The sequence below is a fragment of the Streptomyces sp. NPDC058086 genome, from assembly GCF_042885015.1.
In the GTDB taxonomy this organism is placed as follows: Bacteria; Actinomycetota; Actinomycetes; order Streptomycetales; family Streptomycetaceae; genus Streptomyces.
Map to the genome: position 1 here is coordinate 24,857 of NZ_JBHVST010000054.1, position 16,863 is coordinate 41,719.

Genomic DNA, 16,863 nt, shown 5'->3' on the forward strand with positions numbered 1-16,863 from the left:
CGAACCGGAACCAGTTCCGTATATGAGAGTACGACGGCCCCAGCCCTTGCGCGACCGGCCGTGCGCTCAACGCCCCCATTCCACCGTTTTCTGGAGAGCCCATGGCCGACAACCTCATCACGACCCCGTTCGGTGCACAGACGACCGCCGCCGAGGTGCTGGCCGATATTGACCTCGTTGGCCGACGTGTGATCGTCACCGGGGGAGCCTCCGGCATCGGACGCGAAACCGCGCGTGTCCTGGCCGCTGCCGGCGCCGAAGTGACCATTGGCGTCCGCGGCCTGGCCGCCGGGTCGCAGGTCGCCAAGGAGATCGCCCCGGCAAGCGGCCCGGGAACGGTGCATGCTGCGACGCTCGACCTCGCAGACCAGGCCTCGGTGCGCTCCTTTGTGAAGGCATGGCAGGGGCCGTTGCACGTCCTGGTCCTCAACGCCGGCGTGATGGCCTCGCCGCTGGAGCGGACGAAGGAGGGCTGGGAAATGCAGTTCGCAACCAACCACCTCGGCCACTTCGCCCTCACCACCGGCCTGCACAGCGCCCTGACAGCAGCCCACGGCGCGTGCGTGGTCGCCGTCAGCTCGGTCGGCCACGTCAACGGCGATGTCCTCTTCGACGACATCAACTTCCAGCAGCACCCCTACGACCCGTGGGCGGCCTACAGCCAGTCCAAGACCGCCAACGTCCTGTTCGCGGTCGAGGCGGGCCGCCGCTGGGCGTCCGACCTGATCGCCGTCAACGCCCTCAACCCGGGCCGCATCACCAGCACCCGGCTGGGCCGCCACATCGGGGACGTCTCCAACAGCCCGGCCTCGTTCGACCCCACCAGCACCGACGTGTCCTGGAAGAACATCGGGCAGGGGGCCGCGAACTCGGTGCTGCTCGCCGCCTCCCCGTTGGTTGGGGACGTAACCGGCCGCTACTTCGAGGACTGCAACGAGGCCGGCCCGCACCGGCCCGGTGTGCGCAGGGGGGTGGCGGCCCACGCCGTGGACCCGCACAACGCGGGCCGCCTGTGGCAGATCTCCCTCGACATGCTCGCGACCGCCACTACGACTGCCTGACGAAGCCACCCACCACCGGCACTTCCGATTCCGGCACGTCCTTGGACCACGCCCGCGTGTGCGCCAACTGGGCACGCGAGTCCGCCACCGGACCACCACCCGCCCGAGCTGTCACTGACCCGGACCTGACCGTCCGCGCAGTCACGGGCCCGGATCCATCTCGATCTGAACCAACTCGATCTGAACCAATCGATCTGAAACAAGGAGACAGTCATGTCTGCACGTCTGCGGAACACCGTTGCCCTGGTGACCGGCGCCAGCAGCGGCATCGGCGAGGCGACCGCCCTGAGCCTCGCCGCCGAGGGCGCCAAAGTCGCGGTCGTCGCCCGGCGCCGCGACCGGCTCGAGGAGCTGGCCGGAAAGATCCGCGCCGAGGGCGGGGCGGCGCTCGTGGTGGAGGCCGACATCCCGGATCAGGAACAGGCGACGGCCGCCGTGGAGCGTGTGGTGGCCGAACTCGGCCGCTTGGACGTCCTGGTCAACAATGCCGGTGTGGGAATGGCCGGACCAGTCCTGAACGCGCCGGCTCAGGAATGGGAGCGCATGCTGGCGGTGAACCTACAGGGCCTGCTGCATGTGACCCACGCGGCGCTGCCGCATCTGCTGCGAGCGGCGGAGGACTCGCCCCGCCGGGTCGCGGACCTGGTCAACATCAGCTCCACCGCCGGGCGTGTGGCCCGGCCCGGCACGGCGGTGTACAGCATGACGAAGTTTGGCGTGAACGGGTTCACCGAGGCCCTGCGCCAGGAGGTCATGCGCCAGCGACTGCGCGTGAGCGTGATCGAACCGGGGACGGTGGACACCGAGTTCGTCACGCACTCGCGGGACGACATCAGGGCGTCGCTGGACCGGCAGTTGGCCGGGATGGAGATGCTGCGTCCCGAGGACATTGCGGACGCGGTCTCCTTCGTCGTCACTCGCGACCGCCGGGTCTCCGTCAACGAGGTCCTCGTCCGCGCTTCCGAGCAGACCTGGTAGGTCCCGCGGTAGCACAAGCCTGCCGGATGTCCCTCGACACGCTCGCGCCCACCACTGCGACTGTCTGGTGGCGCCACCCGCCACCAGACACCCCTGAGGTGCGGGGCTTCGGTGACACGGTCAGAACCCGTTGACTTCCACGACAGCCGCCGCGAAGCCTTGTGGGTCCTCCTGCGGAACGTTGTGTCCTACGTCCAGGGTCCGGTGCTCGTATTTTCCTGCGAACTTCTTGCGATAAGCCGATCCGTTTCCCGGAGGCGTGAATGGATCGTGTGCTCCGTCGATGGTGATCGTCGGCACCTTGATGACCGGTGCCGCGGCGAGACGTTTTTCGAGGCCGTCATACCGGCGTTCACCCTTTGCGAGGCCAAGCCGCCAGCGGTAATTGTCGATCACGATACTGACGTAGTCCGGATTATTGAAAGCCGCTGCCGTGCGATCGAAGGTCGCATCGTCAAAATTCCATGTCGGAGAGTTGAACTTCCAGACCAGTTCGGCCAAATCGCGTCGGTACTTTTCGAGGCCGCGTACACCCCTTTCGGTAGCAAAGTAGTATTGATACCACCATGCCCATTCACTCTTGGGAGGCGATGGCATCTTGTTGGCTTCGATGTTTGTGATCAGATAGCCGGTCACGGATATCAGCGCTTTGCAGCGCTCCGGCCAGAGCGCCGCTATGATGTCGCCCGTCCGCGATCCCCAGTCGTATCCGGCGAGGATGGGCCTGTCTATCTTGAGGGCGTCCATCAGGGCTATGATGTCGACAGCGAACGCCGACTGTTGCGCGTTCCTGGGTGTTTTGCTCGAAAGGAATCGCGTTGTGCCATGGCCGCGCAGATAAGGGACGACCACCCTGAATCCCTGCGCCGCGAGCAACGGCGTGACCTCAACGTAGCTGTGAATGTCGTAGGGCCAGCCGTGCATGAGGATGACGGCCTGGCCGTTCGCAGGTCCGGCTTCGACGTACCCCACGTTCAGATCCCCGGCATTGATCTGCTTCACCGGGCCAAAGGATGTCGGCTTCGCAGAACCAACCGTGGGATGAGCCCCAGGTTGCCCCGATTCGGACTGCGCTTGGGCGCTACCTCTCATACCGAACTGGCCCGCCACAGCAGCCACGGCTGCGGCGCCGAGGAATTGGCGACGGCTGTGCGTGGACCCAGGCATTTCCATCGGTGAATCTCCTTGTGCGAGGCAGCACCGGCAGGCCACGGAGGGCGTTACACCGAATGAATGAGCCGACAATCGGATGTGCCTGATGCTCGCGGCCGGGGGCCTGCATAGGCAGCCCTCGTGCTAACGCCTCTCCTCTGCCATGCAACACCCGTCGGCGTAACGCCGCAACAGTGGTGAGCCATGCCCGATCGCTCCGCTTGCCGTGAAAGGGAATCCGGTGAGTCGTCGAACGTGGTCCAGGAGAACTCAGGGTACGCCTCGTGCAGTAGTTACTGACCTTTTCGGATTGGCTTCGGGTGGGGGCCTGACTGCCGAGCGGCGGGCTGCGCGTGAGGTGCTCCGGCTGGAGGCCGGAGAGAGGTTCGCACGTGGTGACAGAACCTCGGATATCGCCAAGGACCTGCGGGTGAGCGAGCGTTCAATGGAGCGCTGGCGACATGACTGGCGTGAAGGCGGGATGGCGGGTCTGAAATCGAAGGGTCCGGCGAAGTTGCCGAAGTCGTCGGATGAACGCTTCGCCAGACTCGAGGAAGAGTTGGCCAAAGGTCCGGCCGAACATGGCTGGGAAGATCAGCGGTGGACGTTGCAACGCGTCCAAACGGTGATCGGCCGCCAGTTCCAGATCAGTTGCTCCCTTGCAGGCGTGTCGCGGCTCCTGCATCGCCAGGACTGGTCCTGGCAGAGCCCGGCCCGCCGCGCGCTGGAACGCGACGAACATGCAGTCGAGCTGTGGAAGAAAGATGTGTGGCCGCAGGTGGAAGGACCGCGGCGGCGCTCGGGGCCTACATCGTCTTCGAGGACGAGGCCGGCTTCGCGATGACGCCGCCACGCGCACGCACCTGGAGCAGGCGCGGCCACACACCCGTGGTCAGGGTCCGGGGCCGTTCGCGACGCCGGATCTCGGTGGCGGTCCTGAGCTGCCACCGTCCCGGCGAGACATCGAGGCTGATCTACCGCCCACGGTTCCATCTGCCTTTCAAAGGGGCCCGGAAGAGCTTTTCGTGGACGGATGATCGTGACCTTCTGGTCCGTGCGCATCTGCAACTCGGTGCCCCCGTGGTGATCGTCTGGGACAATCTGCACACCCACAGGACGGCCGGACTGCGTCAGTACGCGGCCGACCCCGACTGGCTCACGGTCTTCCAGCTCCCGTCCTATGCACCCGAACTGAACCCTGTCGAAGGCGTCTGGTCGCTGCTGCGGCGAGGGCCCATGGCCAACACTGCGTTCACCGATCCCGAACACCTCAAGCGCACACTCCGTCGCGGACTGGCCCACATCCAACGACACCCCGACCTCATCAACGGCGAGCAATGCTCGGAACCCGTGGATCATCTTCGGGCCGGACGCCGAAGGCGTACCTTCCCGGTGGTCCCGTGATGGTCTCCGAGTAGGCCCGCGTTCGCAGCGCGGGTCGGGAAGGCGCGCCCGTGCTCAGCGTAGTTACCGCAGACGGCTCCACGCAGTCCGGCTCCCTCATCGACGAGATCGTGCGCGAAGGCGCTCGCCGCATGCCGGCCGCCGCACTGGAAGCGGAAGTCAACCAGTACATAGCCGACTTGGCGGCCGAGACCGACGAGGTTGGCCACCGCCTGGTGGTGCGCAACGGCCACCACCAGGCCCGCAGTGTTGTCACCGCGGCCGGTCCCGTTGAGGTCAGGGCACACGAAGCAGTGGAGCGACGATCACGCGGCCTTCCAGCAACGTGGCCTCTCGGACCGCGACTACGTCTACGTATGGGCCGACGGCGTGCACCCGAAGATCCGCCTCGGGCAGGCGCACTCGTGCGTCCTGGTCCTGCTCGGCGTCCGCCTGGATGGCACCAAAGAGCTGATCGCGCTCGCGGAGGGGCTACGGGAGTCCACCGAGTCCTGGGGCGACCTGTTGCGTGACTGCCGCCGACGTGGCATGCACGCCCCCGAGTTGGTCGTCGGCGACGGCGCCATGGGTCTGTGGAATGCCCTGGCTGAGGTGTTCCCCGCCGCCCGCCACCAGAGGTGCGGGGTCATAAAGCCCGTAAAGTCGCGAACTGTCTTCCGAAGTCCGCACAGCCGGGTGCGACGAAGGCGATGCAGGAGATCTACAACGCCGAGGGCCGCACTCACGCGGAAATGGCGATCGAGGCGTTCGCGAAGACCTACGGACCCAAGTTCCCCAAGGCCGTAGCGAAGATCACCGACGACCGGGAGGAGCTGCTGGCCTTGTACAACTTCCCGGCCGAGCACTGGATTCACCTGCGCACCACGAACCCAATCGAGTCCACGTTCTCAACCGTCAACCTCCGTACGAAGGTTACTCGCGGGGCTGGCAGCCCGGCCGCGGCCTTGGCGATGGTGTTCAAGCTTGTCGAGTCCGCCCAGGCCTGCTGGCGCGCGATCACCGGAGCCAACTTGGTTCCCCTGGTCCGCGCGGGCGCCAGGTTTGAAAATGGCATCCTAGTCGAGCGGGCTGAGCGTCAGAGCGCCTGACATTGACGTACCCCCTGGCGGACCTTGCCAGGAGGCCTCCCGCATGGGGCTGCTGGAGGCGCCGATCCTGTCGGCTGCGCAAGCTATGGTTCGCGATCATGGACGTAGCCGACCTCGACCACCGCCATCGCACTTACGACGGCTGGATTCCACCCACCGTTGCCGCGCTACTTCACGAGCACGGCCACTACGGCGTCCTGCGCGAGGCAGCCGCCCACGGTGACTGGTTCTGCGCCCGCCGACTCGCCGAGGGCGCTTCCGCGGATGCCCTGGACGGGCAGGCGACAGCGCTGGCATTGCTGCAGCCGTTCGCAGCCACCGGCTGGTGGCCGGCTGTCAGCACCGTCGCTGGGCTGCTCGCGGATTGGGAGCGCGTCGACGAGGCCATCGTGTTGCTGCGTCCGCTCGCCGACACGGGCCACCGGTATGCACTACGCGACCTGGCGCGCCTCCTCGCCCGACAGGGCCACCTCGACCAGATCGTCGCCCTGCTCGGCCCGCGTGCCGCAGACCTCCTGCTTGCCGAGGAGCTGGTGGAGCTCGCCGCAGGCCACGGCCGCGACGCCGAGATCGACGCACTGCTCCCCAGCGTCGGGGTCGGCCCGACGGACCCGTTCGAGTCCTGGGGCTCGGACGTTTCGGACACCGTCCCCCTGCACGCCACGTTTCTGGAACGCCAAGGACGGATCGACGAGGCGATCGTGCTGCTGCGCAGGCACGTGTGTGTCGGCGGCATCGTCTACGCCGGCCACGCCGAGCAGCTTGCCAGTCTCCTGGCCCGTCACGGACGTGAGGCCGAGCTGCGCGCCTTCCCGGCCGAAGGCGGCGAGGAGTACGCCCTGACCGCCCTCTTAGACCTGCTGGAGAAACAAGACCGGGTCCCGGAGGCGGTTGCCCTACTGCGGGAGTCCGCCGGGACCGGAAATCCCCATGCGGCCTTCCACCTCGCTGAGCTCCTCGCTCGTCACGGCCGCCACGACGAGGCGGTCGAGGTGCTGCGCCCGGTCGCGGAGGCGGCCGGCGGCGACTCGGACTGGATCATCCATCTGCTCTGCCGCATCCTGGTCGATACGGGGCGGGCCGACGACGCCCTTGCCTATGTCGACGACTACTTCGCCCGCCACGGCGGGAACCGCCAGGAACAGGCACTCATGCGGGCCAAGGTTATGAAGCGGTGCGGCCGTGCCGTGGATGCCGAAGCGGAGCTGGCCGCGTTCGCCAGATCTGACGAGGAGCTTCTCCGCTCCGGAACGGTGCACGGCGCCATCGCACTCGCCGAACGTCTCGTCCAGCGCGGTGAGCCGCAGAAGGCTGTCGCCCACCTCCGCGACCGACTCGACGGGGCGAAGGTACTGCGAGGGGAGCACCTGCGACAGCCAACCTCCCGCCCTCAACCATGAACGAACGGGAGGCCAGCCTGTTCATCGAATGTCGTGTGACAAATCCTGAGCTCGTGGCCCTCACCCGCGCTCGCTCGGCGAGGGCCACCCATCCGAGCTGATCCACAGTTCTTGGTCGGGCGCCCTCAGCGAAGCCTAGAGATCAAACTGACACAAAGTCAGAAATAGCACTTGATTGGGCTAATGCTTGCGATCTTGCTTGATTGGCAGCTAGCCCGGTTTCCTGCACCTCTATGCAGTCCGGCACCCTCGTGCCCGCCTGCCCATCGCCGTTCAAACAGACACCCCCTAGGCTGGTGGGGCTCGGGGCTGTCGTGGAGGTCTGTGATGCCCCGACCGTTGTGGAGCGGCGCCATTTCCTTTGGCCTGGTGACCATTCCGGTGAAGCTGATGAGCGCCACCGAGGACCGTTCGGTCCGTTTCCATCAGGTCCATACGGAGGATCTGGGTCGGGTGCGGGTGCGCAAGTTCTGCGAGGCGGAGGACCGCGAGGTGTCCGCGGCCGAGATCGGCAAGGGATACGAGGTCTCCAAGGACACGCTGGTCGAGGTCACGGACGAAGAGGCTGGAGCGGATGCCGCTGCCGACTGCGAAGGCGATCGAGATCGTCGCGTTCGTACCGGCCGTGTCGATCGACCCGGTGCGGCTGAGCGGCGACAGCTACTTCCTGCGGTACGACGGCCCGGTCGCGGCGAAGCCGTACGTGCTGATCGCCCAGGCGATGGCCCGCAACACGAAGATGGCCGTCGCGAAGCTGGCGTGGCATGGGCGTGAGGGTCTGGTGCTGCTGCTGCTGCGGGTGCGGGACGGGACGCTGATCGCGCACGTGCTCAAGTGGGACGACGAGGTGCGCGACCCGTCCGAACTCGCGCCGATGGACGTCACGGTCACGGACTCCGAGATCGACGAGGCGCTGCGGCTGGTCGACTCGATGGCGACGGACGACATCTCCGGCTACCGGGATGAGTACCGCCAGGTTCTGGAAGTGTGATCGAGGGGAAGGCTGAGGGCCGGCAGCCGCCCGAACCGACCGAGGAGGCTGCGGAGCCGGGGGCAAGGTCGTCGACCTGATGGCCGCGCTGCAGGAGAGTGTCCGCAAGGCGCAGGCCGCGCGGGGCGAGGGCGCCGGCGAGGGCGCCGCCGATGCCGAGGTCCACGAGATACCGACGGCCAAGAAGAAGACGGCGGGGAAGGTGCCTGCCAAGAAGACCGCGAAGAAGACCGCGACGGCGAAGAAACCGGCCCGGCGGAAGCGGGGCGCCCAGGCGAGTGGCTCCGAAGTGATCAGTGGTCGTAAGCAATCAGCGATCGGGTGATTAGTGCGTGAGTCATTGAGGCCCTCGCCACCTTGGTGGAGCCGAACGTGAGTCCTACTCCAGTTCCTCCGCCAACAGGTCCATCAGCAGCCCGTCGTGCCAGCTGCCGTCCGGGCCGCGCTCGTACTGCCGCATGATGCCGACCGGGCGGAAGCCGACCTTGTGGTAGCACCGGATGGCAGCGGCATTGTCTGCGGCCGGGTCGATCACCAGCCGGCGGTATCCGTGATCATCGATCAGATGGCGTGCCAGGGCGCGGACGGCGTCAGTGCCAAGGCCGCGCCCGTGCACCGCCGGGTCGAGATAGATGTCGATGTTGGCGTGCCGGTAGTCCGGCTCGTCCTCGGCTCCCCACTGGATAGCGCCGACCACCCTGCCGCCGTGCTCGACCGCGAAGGTCCGGGCCTCGGGATCTTCGAGGTCCTCGGTCACGGCGGCTGTCAGGTTGTCGCCGCCCCGCCAGCGCGTGTACACCTCAGGCGTGGTCCGGATCGCGACCAGAGCCGGGATATCGCCCACCGTCGTCGGGCGAAGCGTCACCAAGGCTCCGCGCAGGACCGTCCGCATGCCACTGATCATCCCCGACTTCGGATCCACTCGTCCAGGCCGAAGTCCCGCGCAGGACGGGTGAGCAGAGACGCGGCGCCGTCTGTGGGAGGTCAGTCGAGGATGTGGAGCTGGGCGTCGGGCTTGCAGTGGGTGCAGGCGCGCACGCCCGAGGTGAGGAGCCGGCGTGGTTCGTCGGGCGGGACGGGGCGTCGTCGTTTGCCTGCGGCGTAGCAGCCGCCGACATGGACCTCGATGGGCGGCCGTCCGTTCCCGATGCCGAGTTCGACGATCCAGTCCGGCTCCAGTGGCCGGTTCTTCCGGCCCTGTTCCTGCTGCCGGAGGATGTCTACCGGCAGGTCCTCGAGCAGCTGGCGGAGCTGTCCCCGGTGGTTCAGGCTCTGCCTCCGTCGGCGGCTCTGGTGGAGCTGAAGGGCGCGCTGCGCTACCCGTCCGCCCCCGCCGCGGAGGCGAGCCCCGTGCTGCTCCAACCGCCAGGACCTCCAAGCCTGTTGCCCTATACCCTGTCGCACTGGCCGTAGGCCACTGTGGTGGACCAGGCGCTGGTCGACCGTGGTGTCCCGCCGGGCATCGTCCGCGTCGATCTGGGCGGCCGCCCGGACGAGCGGATGCGCATCCGGCTGAGTGCCCGTTTCTCAGCCCTCCTTCTGGATCTTTGGCGACCAGGCGACTGGCCCGTGGCCGACCCTCGACGCCAGCCGGGACGGCGGCCTCGCTGGCCCGGGCCGCCTGATCACTCTGCGCGGACAGCGCGGGCCGACATGCTGCGCATGGCGTAATGAGCCGCTGCGGCGGCTTCCCAGGTTCAGGTTGTGCGGAGGCGGCGAGCCGGTATGGGTGGCAGGGAGGGGGTGGCGAGGCGGGTCATGGGCGAGGAGAGCGTGGATCGGTCGGAGGGTTTCGGCGAGCGGCTGCTCGGTGTGCTGCTGGATCGGGCGCGGCTGATGCCGCCGCAGCTGATTGCCCCGTTGATCGCGGAGGAAGTGGCCGGGATCGGTGGTCGGGACGTCTCCATCCTGCTGCAGGACTACGCGCAGGAGGTGCTGGTGCCGCTTGCGGGCAGGAAGTTGCACGTCGGCCAGCCCGAGCCGATGGCCGACTCCCCCGCCGGGCGGGCCTTCCTGAGCGCGGACATCGTCGAGGTGCCGCAGGCCCACGGCGGCGTGCGGATGTATCTGCCGCTGCTGGACGGCAGCGACCAGGTGGGGGTGATGGCCCTGACCCTGGACGCCGTCGGCGACGACGACCGGCGCCTGCTGCGCAGGCTCGCCGGCCTGGTCGCCGACATGGTGGTCACCAAGAACGCCTACACCGACCAGTTCTTCCTGGCCCGGCGCCGGGAGCCGATGAGCGTGTCCGCGGAGATCCAGTGGAACCTGCTGCCGCCGCTGACGATGACCCTGCCGCAGGTCTCGGTGGCCGGCATCCTGGAGCCCGCCTACCGGGTCGCCGGCGACAGCTTCGACTACGCCCTCAACGGCAGCATCCTGCACATGGCCGTGATCGATGCGATGGGCCACGGCCTGGACGCCGCCGTGATGGCGACCGTGGCCATCGGCGCCTACCGGCATGCCCGGCGCGTGTTCGTCAGCCTGGCCGAGAAGTACGCCTTCATGGACGACGCCATCTCCCGGCAGTTCGGTCCCGACCACTTCGTCACCGCCCAGCTGATGCACATCAACATCGCCACCGGCGAGATGGAGCTGGTCAACGCGGGCCACCCCGCGCCGCTGCTGATCCGCGACGGCAAGGTCGTGCGGCAGCTGGAGAGCGCGACGACGCTGCCAGTCGGCTTCGGCGGCGAGTTGCCCCGGATCCGAGAGCACACGCTCCAGCCGGGCGACCGGGTGCTGTGCTACACCGACGGCATCATCGAGGAACACGTCACCGGCGGCGAGCCGTTCGGCGAGGAACGCCTCATCCACTGCGTCAACCGCCTGGGAGAAGAGCCCTCACAGGGGGTACGAGCGGATCTGCGCCGGCTCTCCCACACTTTGAAGAGGGAACGGGGCGGACACACCAGCGACGACGCCACCCTCTTCATGATCGAGTGGCACGGCGGCGCCGCCGACCACCTCGCGGTCCTTGACTGAGCAATTCTGACGTCAACCGAATCCGAACCGGATAGCGCCGCCCACGCGGACGACGGTCATCCTTCCATGCCTGGCCAACTGGCCTCCCAAGGGGAGCGTTCGGAAACAGGTATTCATGTCTGTCACGACGTGGTCGGGAAGCCGCGATGAGGTCCCAAGCAGCTCTGCGTAGGTTGCCGACTCCTTGGCGTCCGGCCAGGGAGCCCGGCGCAAAAACCCGTTTGGCGGACCACCACGACCACTGCTACTTTTCCGGCGGCCGTGCGAGAGAACGAGGAGGTGGTACCCGTGAACGTATTCACATGGGTGCTCTCCTCCGGGGTCACGGTCGGGCGATAGGTCGTCCGGGAGCGCCGTTTCTGAGCACTCCCGAAAGGCTCGACCATGCACTTCACTTCTGAGATCCCGTAGCTGCCGCTGCAGTTCAGCAGCCAGTGCCTCGTCCGGGTCGGGAAGGTGGTCGTCTCCTTCTTGATCAGCTAGGTACTGGAGGCGCTGGTCAATGGCCTCCATCGTCCGGTTGCTGGTCCAGATGGCGAATTCCCGGCAGCGGAACAGGTAGGCATGCGCGGCATGCAACGCAGCCGCTGCGGCGAACTCGTCCGCGTCATCCGGCCCATCCTGGCCGTCGTTGTGGCAGTACTCACTGAGCATGTACTCGGCGGCATCGCGCTTGACTGCCGAGAAGGCCGTTTGGTCACCGAGAACGCCCTCCCACACGGAGTTCAGCAGCGGCCGCAGGCTCACAGCGCACGGTGCCTGTTCGTCCTCAGGCGGTGCCTCGTGCCAGCTCATGAGCCGTTCCGCGACACCGGCGGCGAAAACGCCATGCTCGCAGGACGACACCGCCTTCAGCCGCTTCTCCGCCAGAGCTGAGAGCTCTTGCCATGTATCCATTCGAGCCACCCCGGGTCGTGATACCAGCGCGCTCACGCCAGCCACGGCGATCATCGCAGTCACCAGTGACAACGCCACGCGCGAACGCCCAGCATGCTCTGCACTCATTGCCGAGGGTTGTGCCTCCCCGCCAGCAGGTGTTCTGCCGGAGCAGATCATCCGAGACGCCGAGTAAATCGAGCCAGATCATTTGAGACCGGGACCAGATCGACTGAGACGGGACTGTCCTGCACCGATCAATCTGCACTGGCACAGTCGGTGCAGATTTGCTGAGACAAACCGCTGAAGTGTGAACCTTCGCTGAGGCGAAGATGGATCAGTGCAGCTTCGGTGAGATCGGATCAACTTTCGCTGAGACAGGTCAGCCCGGACCACAACGGGGGATGAGCAGTGCCGGTTTCTGAACCCCATAGCGTCACATGAAGGCGTCACGGTGTGACGCCTTCTGAACGCGATTGCCTCTGGCGATAGGCCCGGGTGCGGCACCTCGGTGAGCGGTACAGGGCATCCACCCGCTTGCGGTTGCCGCCCGTGGCCTCTCCGACGAACCATCAGCCCTTGCAGACCGGGCACCGCTTCTTCGGCCAGCGGTACGGACGGCCCTCGCGCGAGGCGGCAGCGAACTCCAGATTGCTCGGCCACCACTCCTCCCGCTCGCGCCTCCATCTCCACGCTTTCGTGCGGCAGGCCGCTGAGCAGTACCGGCGTGACTTCCGGCTGCCCTCGGGCAGCGGGCTGCCGCACTGGCTGCAAGTCCGGACGCTCTTCCTTGCCACAGCTCCAGATCCCCCTGGACGACCCATGCGACCAGGAACACAAGGGAGCCGTTCGCCGGAGCGTCACGGAGACGGTTAAGCGAACGTCTTCCCTACACCCCAGTGTCGACCATCCGCACAGTGACCTGCGGATTTGGCTGTATATACGACTTGAGACGTCGTTTCGACATGAGATTCGGAGTCGCACGCTCGCACGAATAGGTGATGTTCACGAGAACGGGAGTCAGCCGCAACGGGCCTGTTTCCGGGCGTACCCCTCACTGCCCGGTTCGGGAGGCGAGGGGAAGTTGGGACGTGGTCGGTGGTGCGAACAGTGCCTGGACGGTTTCGGTGGCCAGGTCGCGCAGCCAGGTGTGGGCGCGGTCGTCGGCGTAGCGCTGGTGCCACAGCAGGTACAGCGGGATGGTGGGCATCTGGAGTGGCAGGGGCAGTGTGATCAGGCCGAGTTGCTCCCGGGCCGCGCGAGTGACCGCGTCGGGAAGCGTGAGCACCAGGTCGGTGTCGGGGGCGAGTTGCAGCGCGAAGGCGACGGTGGGCACTGCGCCGACGACGCGGCGTTCGTGCCCGCACGTGGTCAGGGCGTCGTCGATCGGGTCGCGCAGGCGTCCGCGCCGCGAGACGGTGAGGTGTTCGGCGGCCGCGTAGCGCTCGAGGCTCAGCGGGCCTTCGGTGAGTGGGTGGCCGGGCCGGACGGCGACAACGAGCTGGTCGCGGCCGACGAGGCGGTGGCAGATGTCGGGGAGCGTCGGCTGGCTGGAGCTGGATTCGAGGTCGACCTCACCCCGTCGTAGCTCGGGGGTGTCCGTGCCGGATTCGGCGGGCAGTCGTAGTTGGACGCCGGGGGCTTGGTGGTGGATGGCGGTGATCAGGGCCGTGCCGCAGGCGGCGGTCAGGGCGTCGTGCCAGCGCACGGTGAACACCCGCTCCAGTGCTGCCAGGTCGAGTTCCTGCTGTGCGGACAGAAGTTGGTGGGCCTGCTGCACGAGGGTGTGGACCTGGGCGCGGAGGGCTAGCGCGCGGGGGGTGGGGACCATGCTGCGGCCGGTGCGGACCAGGATCTGGTCACCGGTGGCCTTGCGGATGCGGCCCAGGGAGCGGCTCATCGCCGGTGCGGTGACGTGGAGGCGGGCTGCGGCGCCGGCGACGCTGCCCTCTTCGAGCAACGCGTCCAGAGCCGTGAGCAGGTTCAGATCCAATTGCATGTGAGTAACTCTACGAGTGAAAAGCATGCACTAGTTGTTAATCGTCAGGCGGCCTAGCTTCGGAGTGCGGGTGCGAGACAAGCCGCCCCGCAGTCACCGAAACCCAGGGAGCCCGCCATGACTACAGCCATGCCTTTCGACGCCGGGACGACGCTCATGTCCGATGTGACAGCCGCGGTGAAGACCGCCGGCCTCACGCTGCGCGACCGCTACACCCCGCACGCCCGAGGCGTGAGCCTGAACGAGGTCGTCGATGAGATCCACGCCAACGACGACGCGGTGCTGGGCGTGATGCGGGAACCGCTGCTGCGGGCCCGGCGTGGATCCCAGTGGGCCGAGGACGAGCTGGCCGGCGGCGCGCTCCCGCCCGGGGAGTGGTGGGTCGTCGACCCCGCTGAGGGCAACATCAACCACGTCCACGCCATGCCGGACTGGGCCGTCACCGCGACCCTGGTCCGCGACAACCGGCCGGTACTCACCGTCGTCCACCTGCCGCTGACCGGCGACACCTACACCGCCGTCGCCGGCGGCGGTGCCCGCCTCAACGGCCGACCCCTGAGGGTGTCCGCCAAGACCGACCTGGGCGCCGCGCTCGTCGGCACCGGTCAGGCCAAGCCCGGCGAGGACAAGCACACCTTCCGGCGGATCGGCGAGTCGGTCACCGCCATGCTCGCCGACGCACTCGTGGTGCGTGTGTCCGTTCCCGCCACGATGCAGCTCATCCACGTCGCCGCCGGACACATGGACGCGTTCTGGCAGTACTCCGACGTCCGCTCCGGCCTGGTCGCCGGTGCCTTGCTGGTTTCCGAGGCCGGAGGCGCCGTCACCGACCTGGCGGGCGAGCCCTGGAGCACGAGCAGCCGAGACTTCCTGGCCGCCGCCCCCGGCATCCACGCCGCCGCCCTCGAGGTCCTGTCGCCGATCGTCTGATCGCGAGGCGACCTGCTCCCGTTCCTCCTGTCCGACACCGCAAGGAGCATCACCTCATGACCAGCATCGGAATCCTGGGCGCCGGCCGCGTCGGCGCCAGCCTCGCCGGCAAGCTCGCCGCGGCCGGACACCACGTCATCCTCGGCCGCCAGAATCCGAAGGAGCAGACGGGAGCGCCCACCGAAGACATCGACCCCCGCATCTCCTTCTCCGACCAGCGGACCACTGCCCGCACCGCGGACATCGTGATCAACGCGACGCCCGGCGACAGCGCCCTGGACCGCCTCACCGACCTGCGCACCGAGCTCGCCGGAAAGATCCTCGTCGACGTCTCCAACGCCACCCGCGACGCCGACGGCCTGCCCGGCGACCTGTGCTACCCCGGCAGCAGCCTCGCCGAGCAGCTTCAGGCCGCCCTCCCCGACACCCGGGTGGTCAAGACTCTCAACACCATGTTGTTCATGGTCATGACCGCCCCCGAAATCCTGGCCACCCCGCCGACCGCCTATGTCTCGGGCAACGACGAACACGCGAAGCAGACAGTCACCGGCCTTCTCGCCGACCTGGGCTGGCAGCCCGCATGGATCGAGGACCTCGGAGACATCACCACAGCCCGCGCCACCGAGGCCATGATCCTGGTCGTGCCTCACATCCTGCGCCGACACGGCTTCAAGCCCTTCGCCGTCTCCCTCGCCCGCTGACGCACCAGGGCCGGGTTCAGATCAAATTCAGGTAGCGGTCCCGTGCGAGTCAGCTGGGAGCTGGCACGGACAACGCCCGCCGGGCCGTGAGCGACTCCCAAACTCATCGATATTGATCACGACTGCCGCGCGCGAGGCGACTCCCGAAGTCGTCGAAAAATGACTCCCGTTCTCGGGCTCTGGTCCACTTCGTGTGGTCGCGTGACTCTCGGTTACGCCAACAGGACTCGTTTGTGTAGGAGTTCGAATCCTGCGCGGCCGAACATCTGGCGCTTGAGCATCTTGATCCGGGTGACATGACCCTCCACGACGCCGGAGTTCCAGTGCAGTGTGAGGCCCGCGGTGACGGCGTCGAGGTCGCGTTCGCGGTGTCGGGCGAAGCTCCGGAGGCTGGGCAGTTCGGTGGTGGAGGAAGCCGCTTCGATCCAGGTCGGCAACTGGTCACCCTGGAGGTGAGCGACCATGTGCCCGAAGGAGCGCACGTGCTCGGCAAGTGCCGTCAGCTCGGGGCAATTGGCCAGGACGGCTTTGACCTGGAGCCGGTCGCCTTCGGGTAGGGCGTCGGGGTGGGTGAGGATCCAGCGCGTAACGGCCCGGGCTGACGGCGGGCGGGGGCCGACCGGTTGGGGTTTGCCGCGAAGCGTCCTGCTGACGTAGGCACGGACACTGGCGTAGCCGCGGGGATAGCCCTGTTCCCTGATCTCCTCCCACAGTTTCCAGGCGTTGGCGCAGCCTTCCTGCCAACGCTGATCGAGGTAGGGCTTGTAGTCATCGAGCCTGGTCGCACGGCTTCGCCACTGCCCGGTGAACATCTCCTCCGCAGTAGCGGCACGGGAGAAACGCAAGATCGTGTTGAGGGTCATCCCGAGCTGCCGGGCGACAGACCGCTTGCTGTGCCCGACGGCGAGGAGAGCGTGGATGGTGGCGTGCTTGGCGCGGGTGCGTTCGGCGAACCGGTGCCCCTGTCGGCCAGGGCGACGCAGCTGGCTCCGCCTCTTCCTGCGGTTCCTCAGGCTGAGACAGCGTGGGACGCAAGCAGCCACGGTGCCGGTAGACGCACTTCTCGGCGGCTTCGCCCAGGTTGTGCCAGAGATGCCATCGGTCGGCGACCTGGAGGGCCTGCGGGGCGCCGCGGGTGGCACCTTCGGCGAAGAAGGGCGCCCGGTCACGGCAGACATCCCAAGTCTTTGAGTGTCAAGTGGCGGTCGGAGTGGCCTTCGTGGGCTGTCGATTGGGGAGCAAGGTACGAGCAGTCCGCGGGAAGTCTCAATCGCTACTGGAATCGGGCTCTCCTCGGT

Annotated in this window: 14 protein-coding genes and 2 pseudogenes; 10 read left to right on the plus strand and 6 right to left on the minus strand. The window is 67.3% G+C overall.

The features are described 5' to 3' along the window. Nucleotides 1–101 precede the first annotated feature (101 nt). Both ACFVWD_RS33670 and ACFVWD_RS33675 read left to right on the plus strand, forming a co-directional pair. On the plus strand, nucleotides 102–1,061 hold the full coding sequence (locus tag ACFVWD_RS33670) for an SDR family NAD(P)-dependent oxidoreductase (protein WP_389601629.1): 960 nt from the start codon (nucleotides 102–104) through the stop codon (nucleotides 1,059–1,061). Nucleotides 1,062–1,274: 213 nt separating this feature from the next. Beyond that, a complete protein-coding gene (locus tag ACFVWD_RS33675; protein WP_389601631.1) occupies nucleotides 1,275–2,039 on the plus strand; it encodes an SDR family NAD(P)-dependent oxidoreductase in 765 nt (254 codons plus the stop codon). Between the two features lie 120 nt (nucleotides 2,040–2,159). Here the strand turns inward: ACFVWD_RS33675 and ACFVWD_RS33680 are convergent, their stop codons facing one another. Beyond that, nucleotides 2,160–3,206, minus strand: a complete 1,047-nt coding sequence (locus ACFVWD_RS33680; RefSeq protein ID WP_389601687.1) for an alpha/beta fold hydrolase — start codon at nucleotides 3,204–3,206, stop codon at nucleotides 2,160–2,162. Nucleotides 3,207–3,501: 295 nt separating this feature from the next. Here ACFVWD_RS33680 and ACFVWD_RS33685 point away from each other — a divergent pair, with 295 nt between their 5' ends. From ACFVWD_RS33685 to ACFVWD_RS33705, 5 genes and pseudogenes are all read left to right on the plus strand, one after another. Beyond that, on the plus strand, nucleotides 3,502–4,035 hold the full coding sequence (locus ACFVWD_RS33685; RefSeq protein ID WP_389601632.1) for a winged helix-turn-helix domain-containing protein: 534 nt from the start codon (nucleotides 3,502–3,504) through the stop codon (nucleotides 4,033–4,035). Then, nucleotides 4,032–4,595 carry a transposase gene (locus ACFVWD_RS33690; RefSeq protein WP_389601688.1) on the plus strand — a complete coding sequence of 188 codons (564 nt, stop codon included), beginning with the start codon at nucleotides 4,032–4,034 and terminating at the stop codon, nucleotides 4,593–4,595. Before ACFVWD_RS33685 ends, ACFVWD_RS33690 begins: the two co-directional genes overlap by 4 nt. A 50-nt stretch (nucleotides 4,596–4,645) precedes the next feature. Continuing rightward, nucleotides 4,646–5,683, plus strand: a pseudogene (locus tag ACFVWD_RS33695) (IS256 family transposase). Between the two features lie 98 nt (nucleotides 5,684–5,781). Further along, nucleotides 5,782–7,083, plus strand: a complete 1,302-nt coding sequence (locus ACFVWD_RS33700) for a tetratricopeptide repeat protein (RefSeq protein ID WP_389601633.1) — start codon at nucleotides 5,782–5,784, stop codon at nucleotides 7,081–7,083. 327 nt (nucleotides 7,084–7,410) lie between these two features. Next, nucleotides 7,411–8,399, plus strand: a pseudogene (locus tag ACFVWD_RS33705) (Ku protein). Nucleotides 8,400–8,453: 54 nt separating this feature from the next. Here ACFVWD_RS33705 and ACFVWD_RS33710 read toward each other — a convergent pair. Together ACFVWD_RS33710 and ACFVWD_RS33715 are read right to left on the minus strand one after the other, a co-directional pair. Continuing rightward, the gene (locus ACFVWD_RS33710) at nucleotides 8,454–8,966 is read right to left on the minus strand and encodes a GNAT family N-acetyltransferase (protein ID WP_389601635.1); all 513 of its coding nucleotides are present in this window, start codon (nucleotides 8,964–8,966) and stop codon (nucleotides 8,454–8,456) included. Nucleotides 8,967–9,058: 92 nt separating this feature from the next. Then, a complete protein-coding gene (locus ACFVWD_RS33715; RefSeq protein ID WP_389601689.1) occupies nucleotides 9,059–9,343 on the minus strand; it encodes a DUF6233 domain-containing protein in 285 nt (94 codons plus the stop codon). Nucleotides 9,344–9,832: 489 nt separating this feature from the next. On the opposite strand from ACFVWD_RS33715, the gene ACFVWD_RS33720 reads away from it, so the two are divergent. Further along, nucleotides 9,833–11,059: a PP2C family protein-serine/threonine phosphatase gene (locus tag ACFVWD_RS33720; protein ID WP_389601690.1), complete on the plus strand. Its 1,227-nt coding sequence runs from the start codon at nucleotides 9,833–9,835 to the stop codon at nucleotides 11,057–11,059. A gap of 12 nt (nucleotides 11,060–11,071) precedes the next feature. Here ACFVWD_RS33720 and ACFVWD_RS33725 read toward each other — a convergent pair whose 3' ends face one another. Then, nucleotides 11,072–12,010, minus strand: coding sequence for a hypothetical protein (locus tag ACFVWD_RS33725; RefSeq protein ID WP_389601636.1), 939 nt, complete (start codon nucleotides 12,008–12,010; stop codon nucleotides 11,072–11,074). A 979-nt stretch (nucleotides 12,011–12,989) separates the two neighbouring features. Continuing rightward, nucleotides 12,990–13,934, minus strand: a complete 945-nt coding sequence (locus ACFVWD_RS33730) for a LysR family transcriptional regulator (protein ID WP_389601638.1) — start codon at nucleotides 13,932–13,934, stop codon at nucleotides 12,990–12,992. 117 nt (nucleotides 13,935–14,051) lie between these two features. Between ACFVWD_RS33730 and ACFVWD_RS33735 the strand changes: the two genes are divergently transcribed. Beyond that, on the plus strand, nucleotides 14,052–14,864 hold the full coding sequence (locus tag ACFVWD_RS33735; RefSeq protein WP_389601640.1) for an inositol monophosphatase family protein: 813 nt from the start codon (nucleotides 14,052–14,054) through the stop codon (nucleotides 14,862–14,864). 56 nt (nucleotides 14,865–14,920) lie between these two features. Beyond that, nucleotides 14,921–15,565 (plus strand): NADPH-dependent F420 reductase, encoded by a 645-nt coding sequence (locus ACFVWD_RS33740; RefSeq protein ID WP_389601642.1) that lies wholly within the window; start codon nucleotides 14,921–14,923, stop codon nucleotides 15,563–15,565. 212 nt (nucleotides 15,566–15,777) lie between these two features. On the opposite strand, the gene ACFVWD_RS33745 is transcribed toward ACFVWD_RS33740, so the two are convergent. Then, nucleotides 15,778–16,428, minus strand: coding sequence for a transposase (locus tag ACFVWD_RS33745; protein WP_389601644.1), 651 nt, complete (start codon nucleotides 16,426–16,428; stop codon nucleotides 15,778–15,780). Between the last annotated feature and the right edge of the window lie 435 nt (nucleotides 16,429–16,863).

Coding starts and splice junctions, on each gene's coding strand:
- ACFVWD_RS33670 (WP_389601629.1), top strand. CDS start 102: ATGGCCGACAACCTCATCACGACCCCGTTCGGTGCACAGACGACCGCC.
- ACFVWD_RS33675 (WP_389601631.1), top strand. CDS start 1,275: ATGTCTGCACGTCTGCGGAACACCGTTGCCCTGGTGACCGGCGCCAGC.
- ACFVWD_RS33680 (WP_389601687.1), bottom strand. CDS start 3,206: ATGCCTGGGTCCACGCACAGCCGTCGCCAATTCCTCGGCGCCGCAGCC.
- ACFVWD_RS33690 (WP_389601688.1), top strand. CDS start 4,032: ATGACGCCGCCACGCGCACGCACCTGGAGCAGGCGCGGCCACACACCC.
- ACFVWD_RS33700 (WP_389601633.1), top strand. CDS start 5,782: ATGGACGTAGCCGACCTCGACCACCGCCATCGCACTTACGACGGCTGG.
- ACFVWD_RS33710 (WP_389601635.1), bottom strand. CDS start 8,966: ATGCGGACGGTCCTGCGCGGAGCCTTGGTGACGCTTCGCCCGACGACG.
- ACFVWD_RS33720 (WP_389601690.1), top strand. CDS start 9,833: ATGGGCGAGGAGAGCGTGGATCGGTCGGAGGGTTTCGGCGAGCGGCTG.
- ACFVWD_RS33725 (WP_389601636.1), bottom strand. CDS start 12,010: ATGATCGCCGTGGCTGGCGTGAGCGCGCTGGTATCACGACCCGGGGTG.
- ACFVWD_RS33730 (WP_389601638.1), bottom strand. CDS start 13,934: ATGCAATTGGATCTGAACCTGCTCACGGCTCTGGACGCGTTGCTCGAA.
- ACFVWD_RS33735 (WP_389601640.1), top strand. CDS start 14,052: ATGACTACAGCCATGCCTTTCGACGCCGGGACGACGCTCATGTCCGAT.
- ACFVWD_RS33740 (WP_389601642.1), top strand. CDS start 14,921: ATGACCAGCATCGGAATCCTGGGCGCCGGCCGCGTCGGCGCCAGCCTC.
- ACFVWD_RS33745 (WP_389601644.1), bottom strand. CDS start 16,428: ATGACCCTCAACACGATCTTGCGTTTCTCCCGTGCCGCTACTGCGGAG.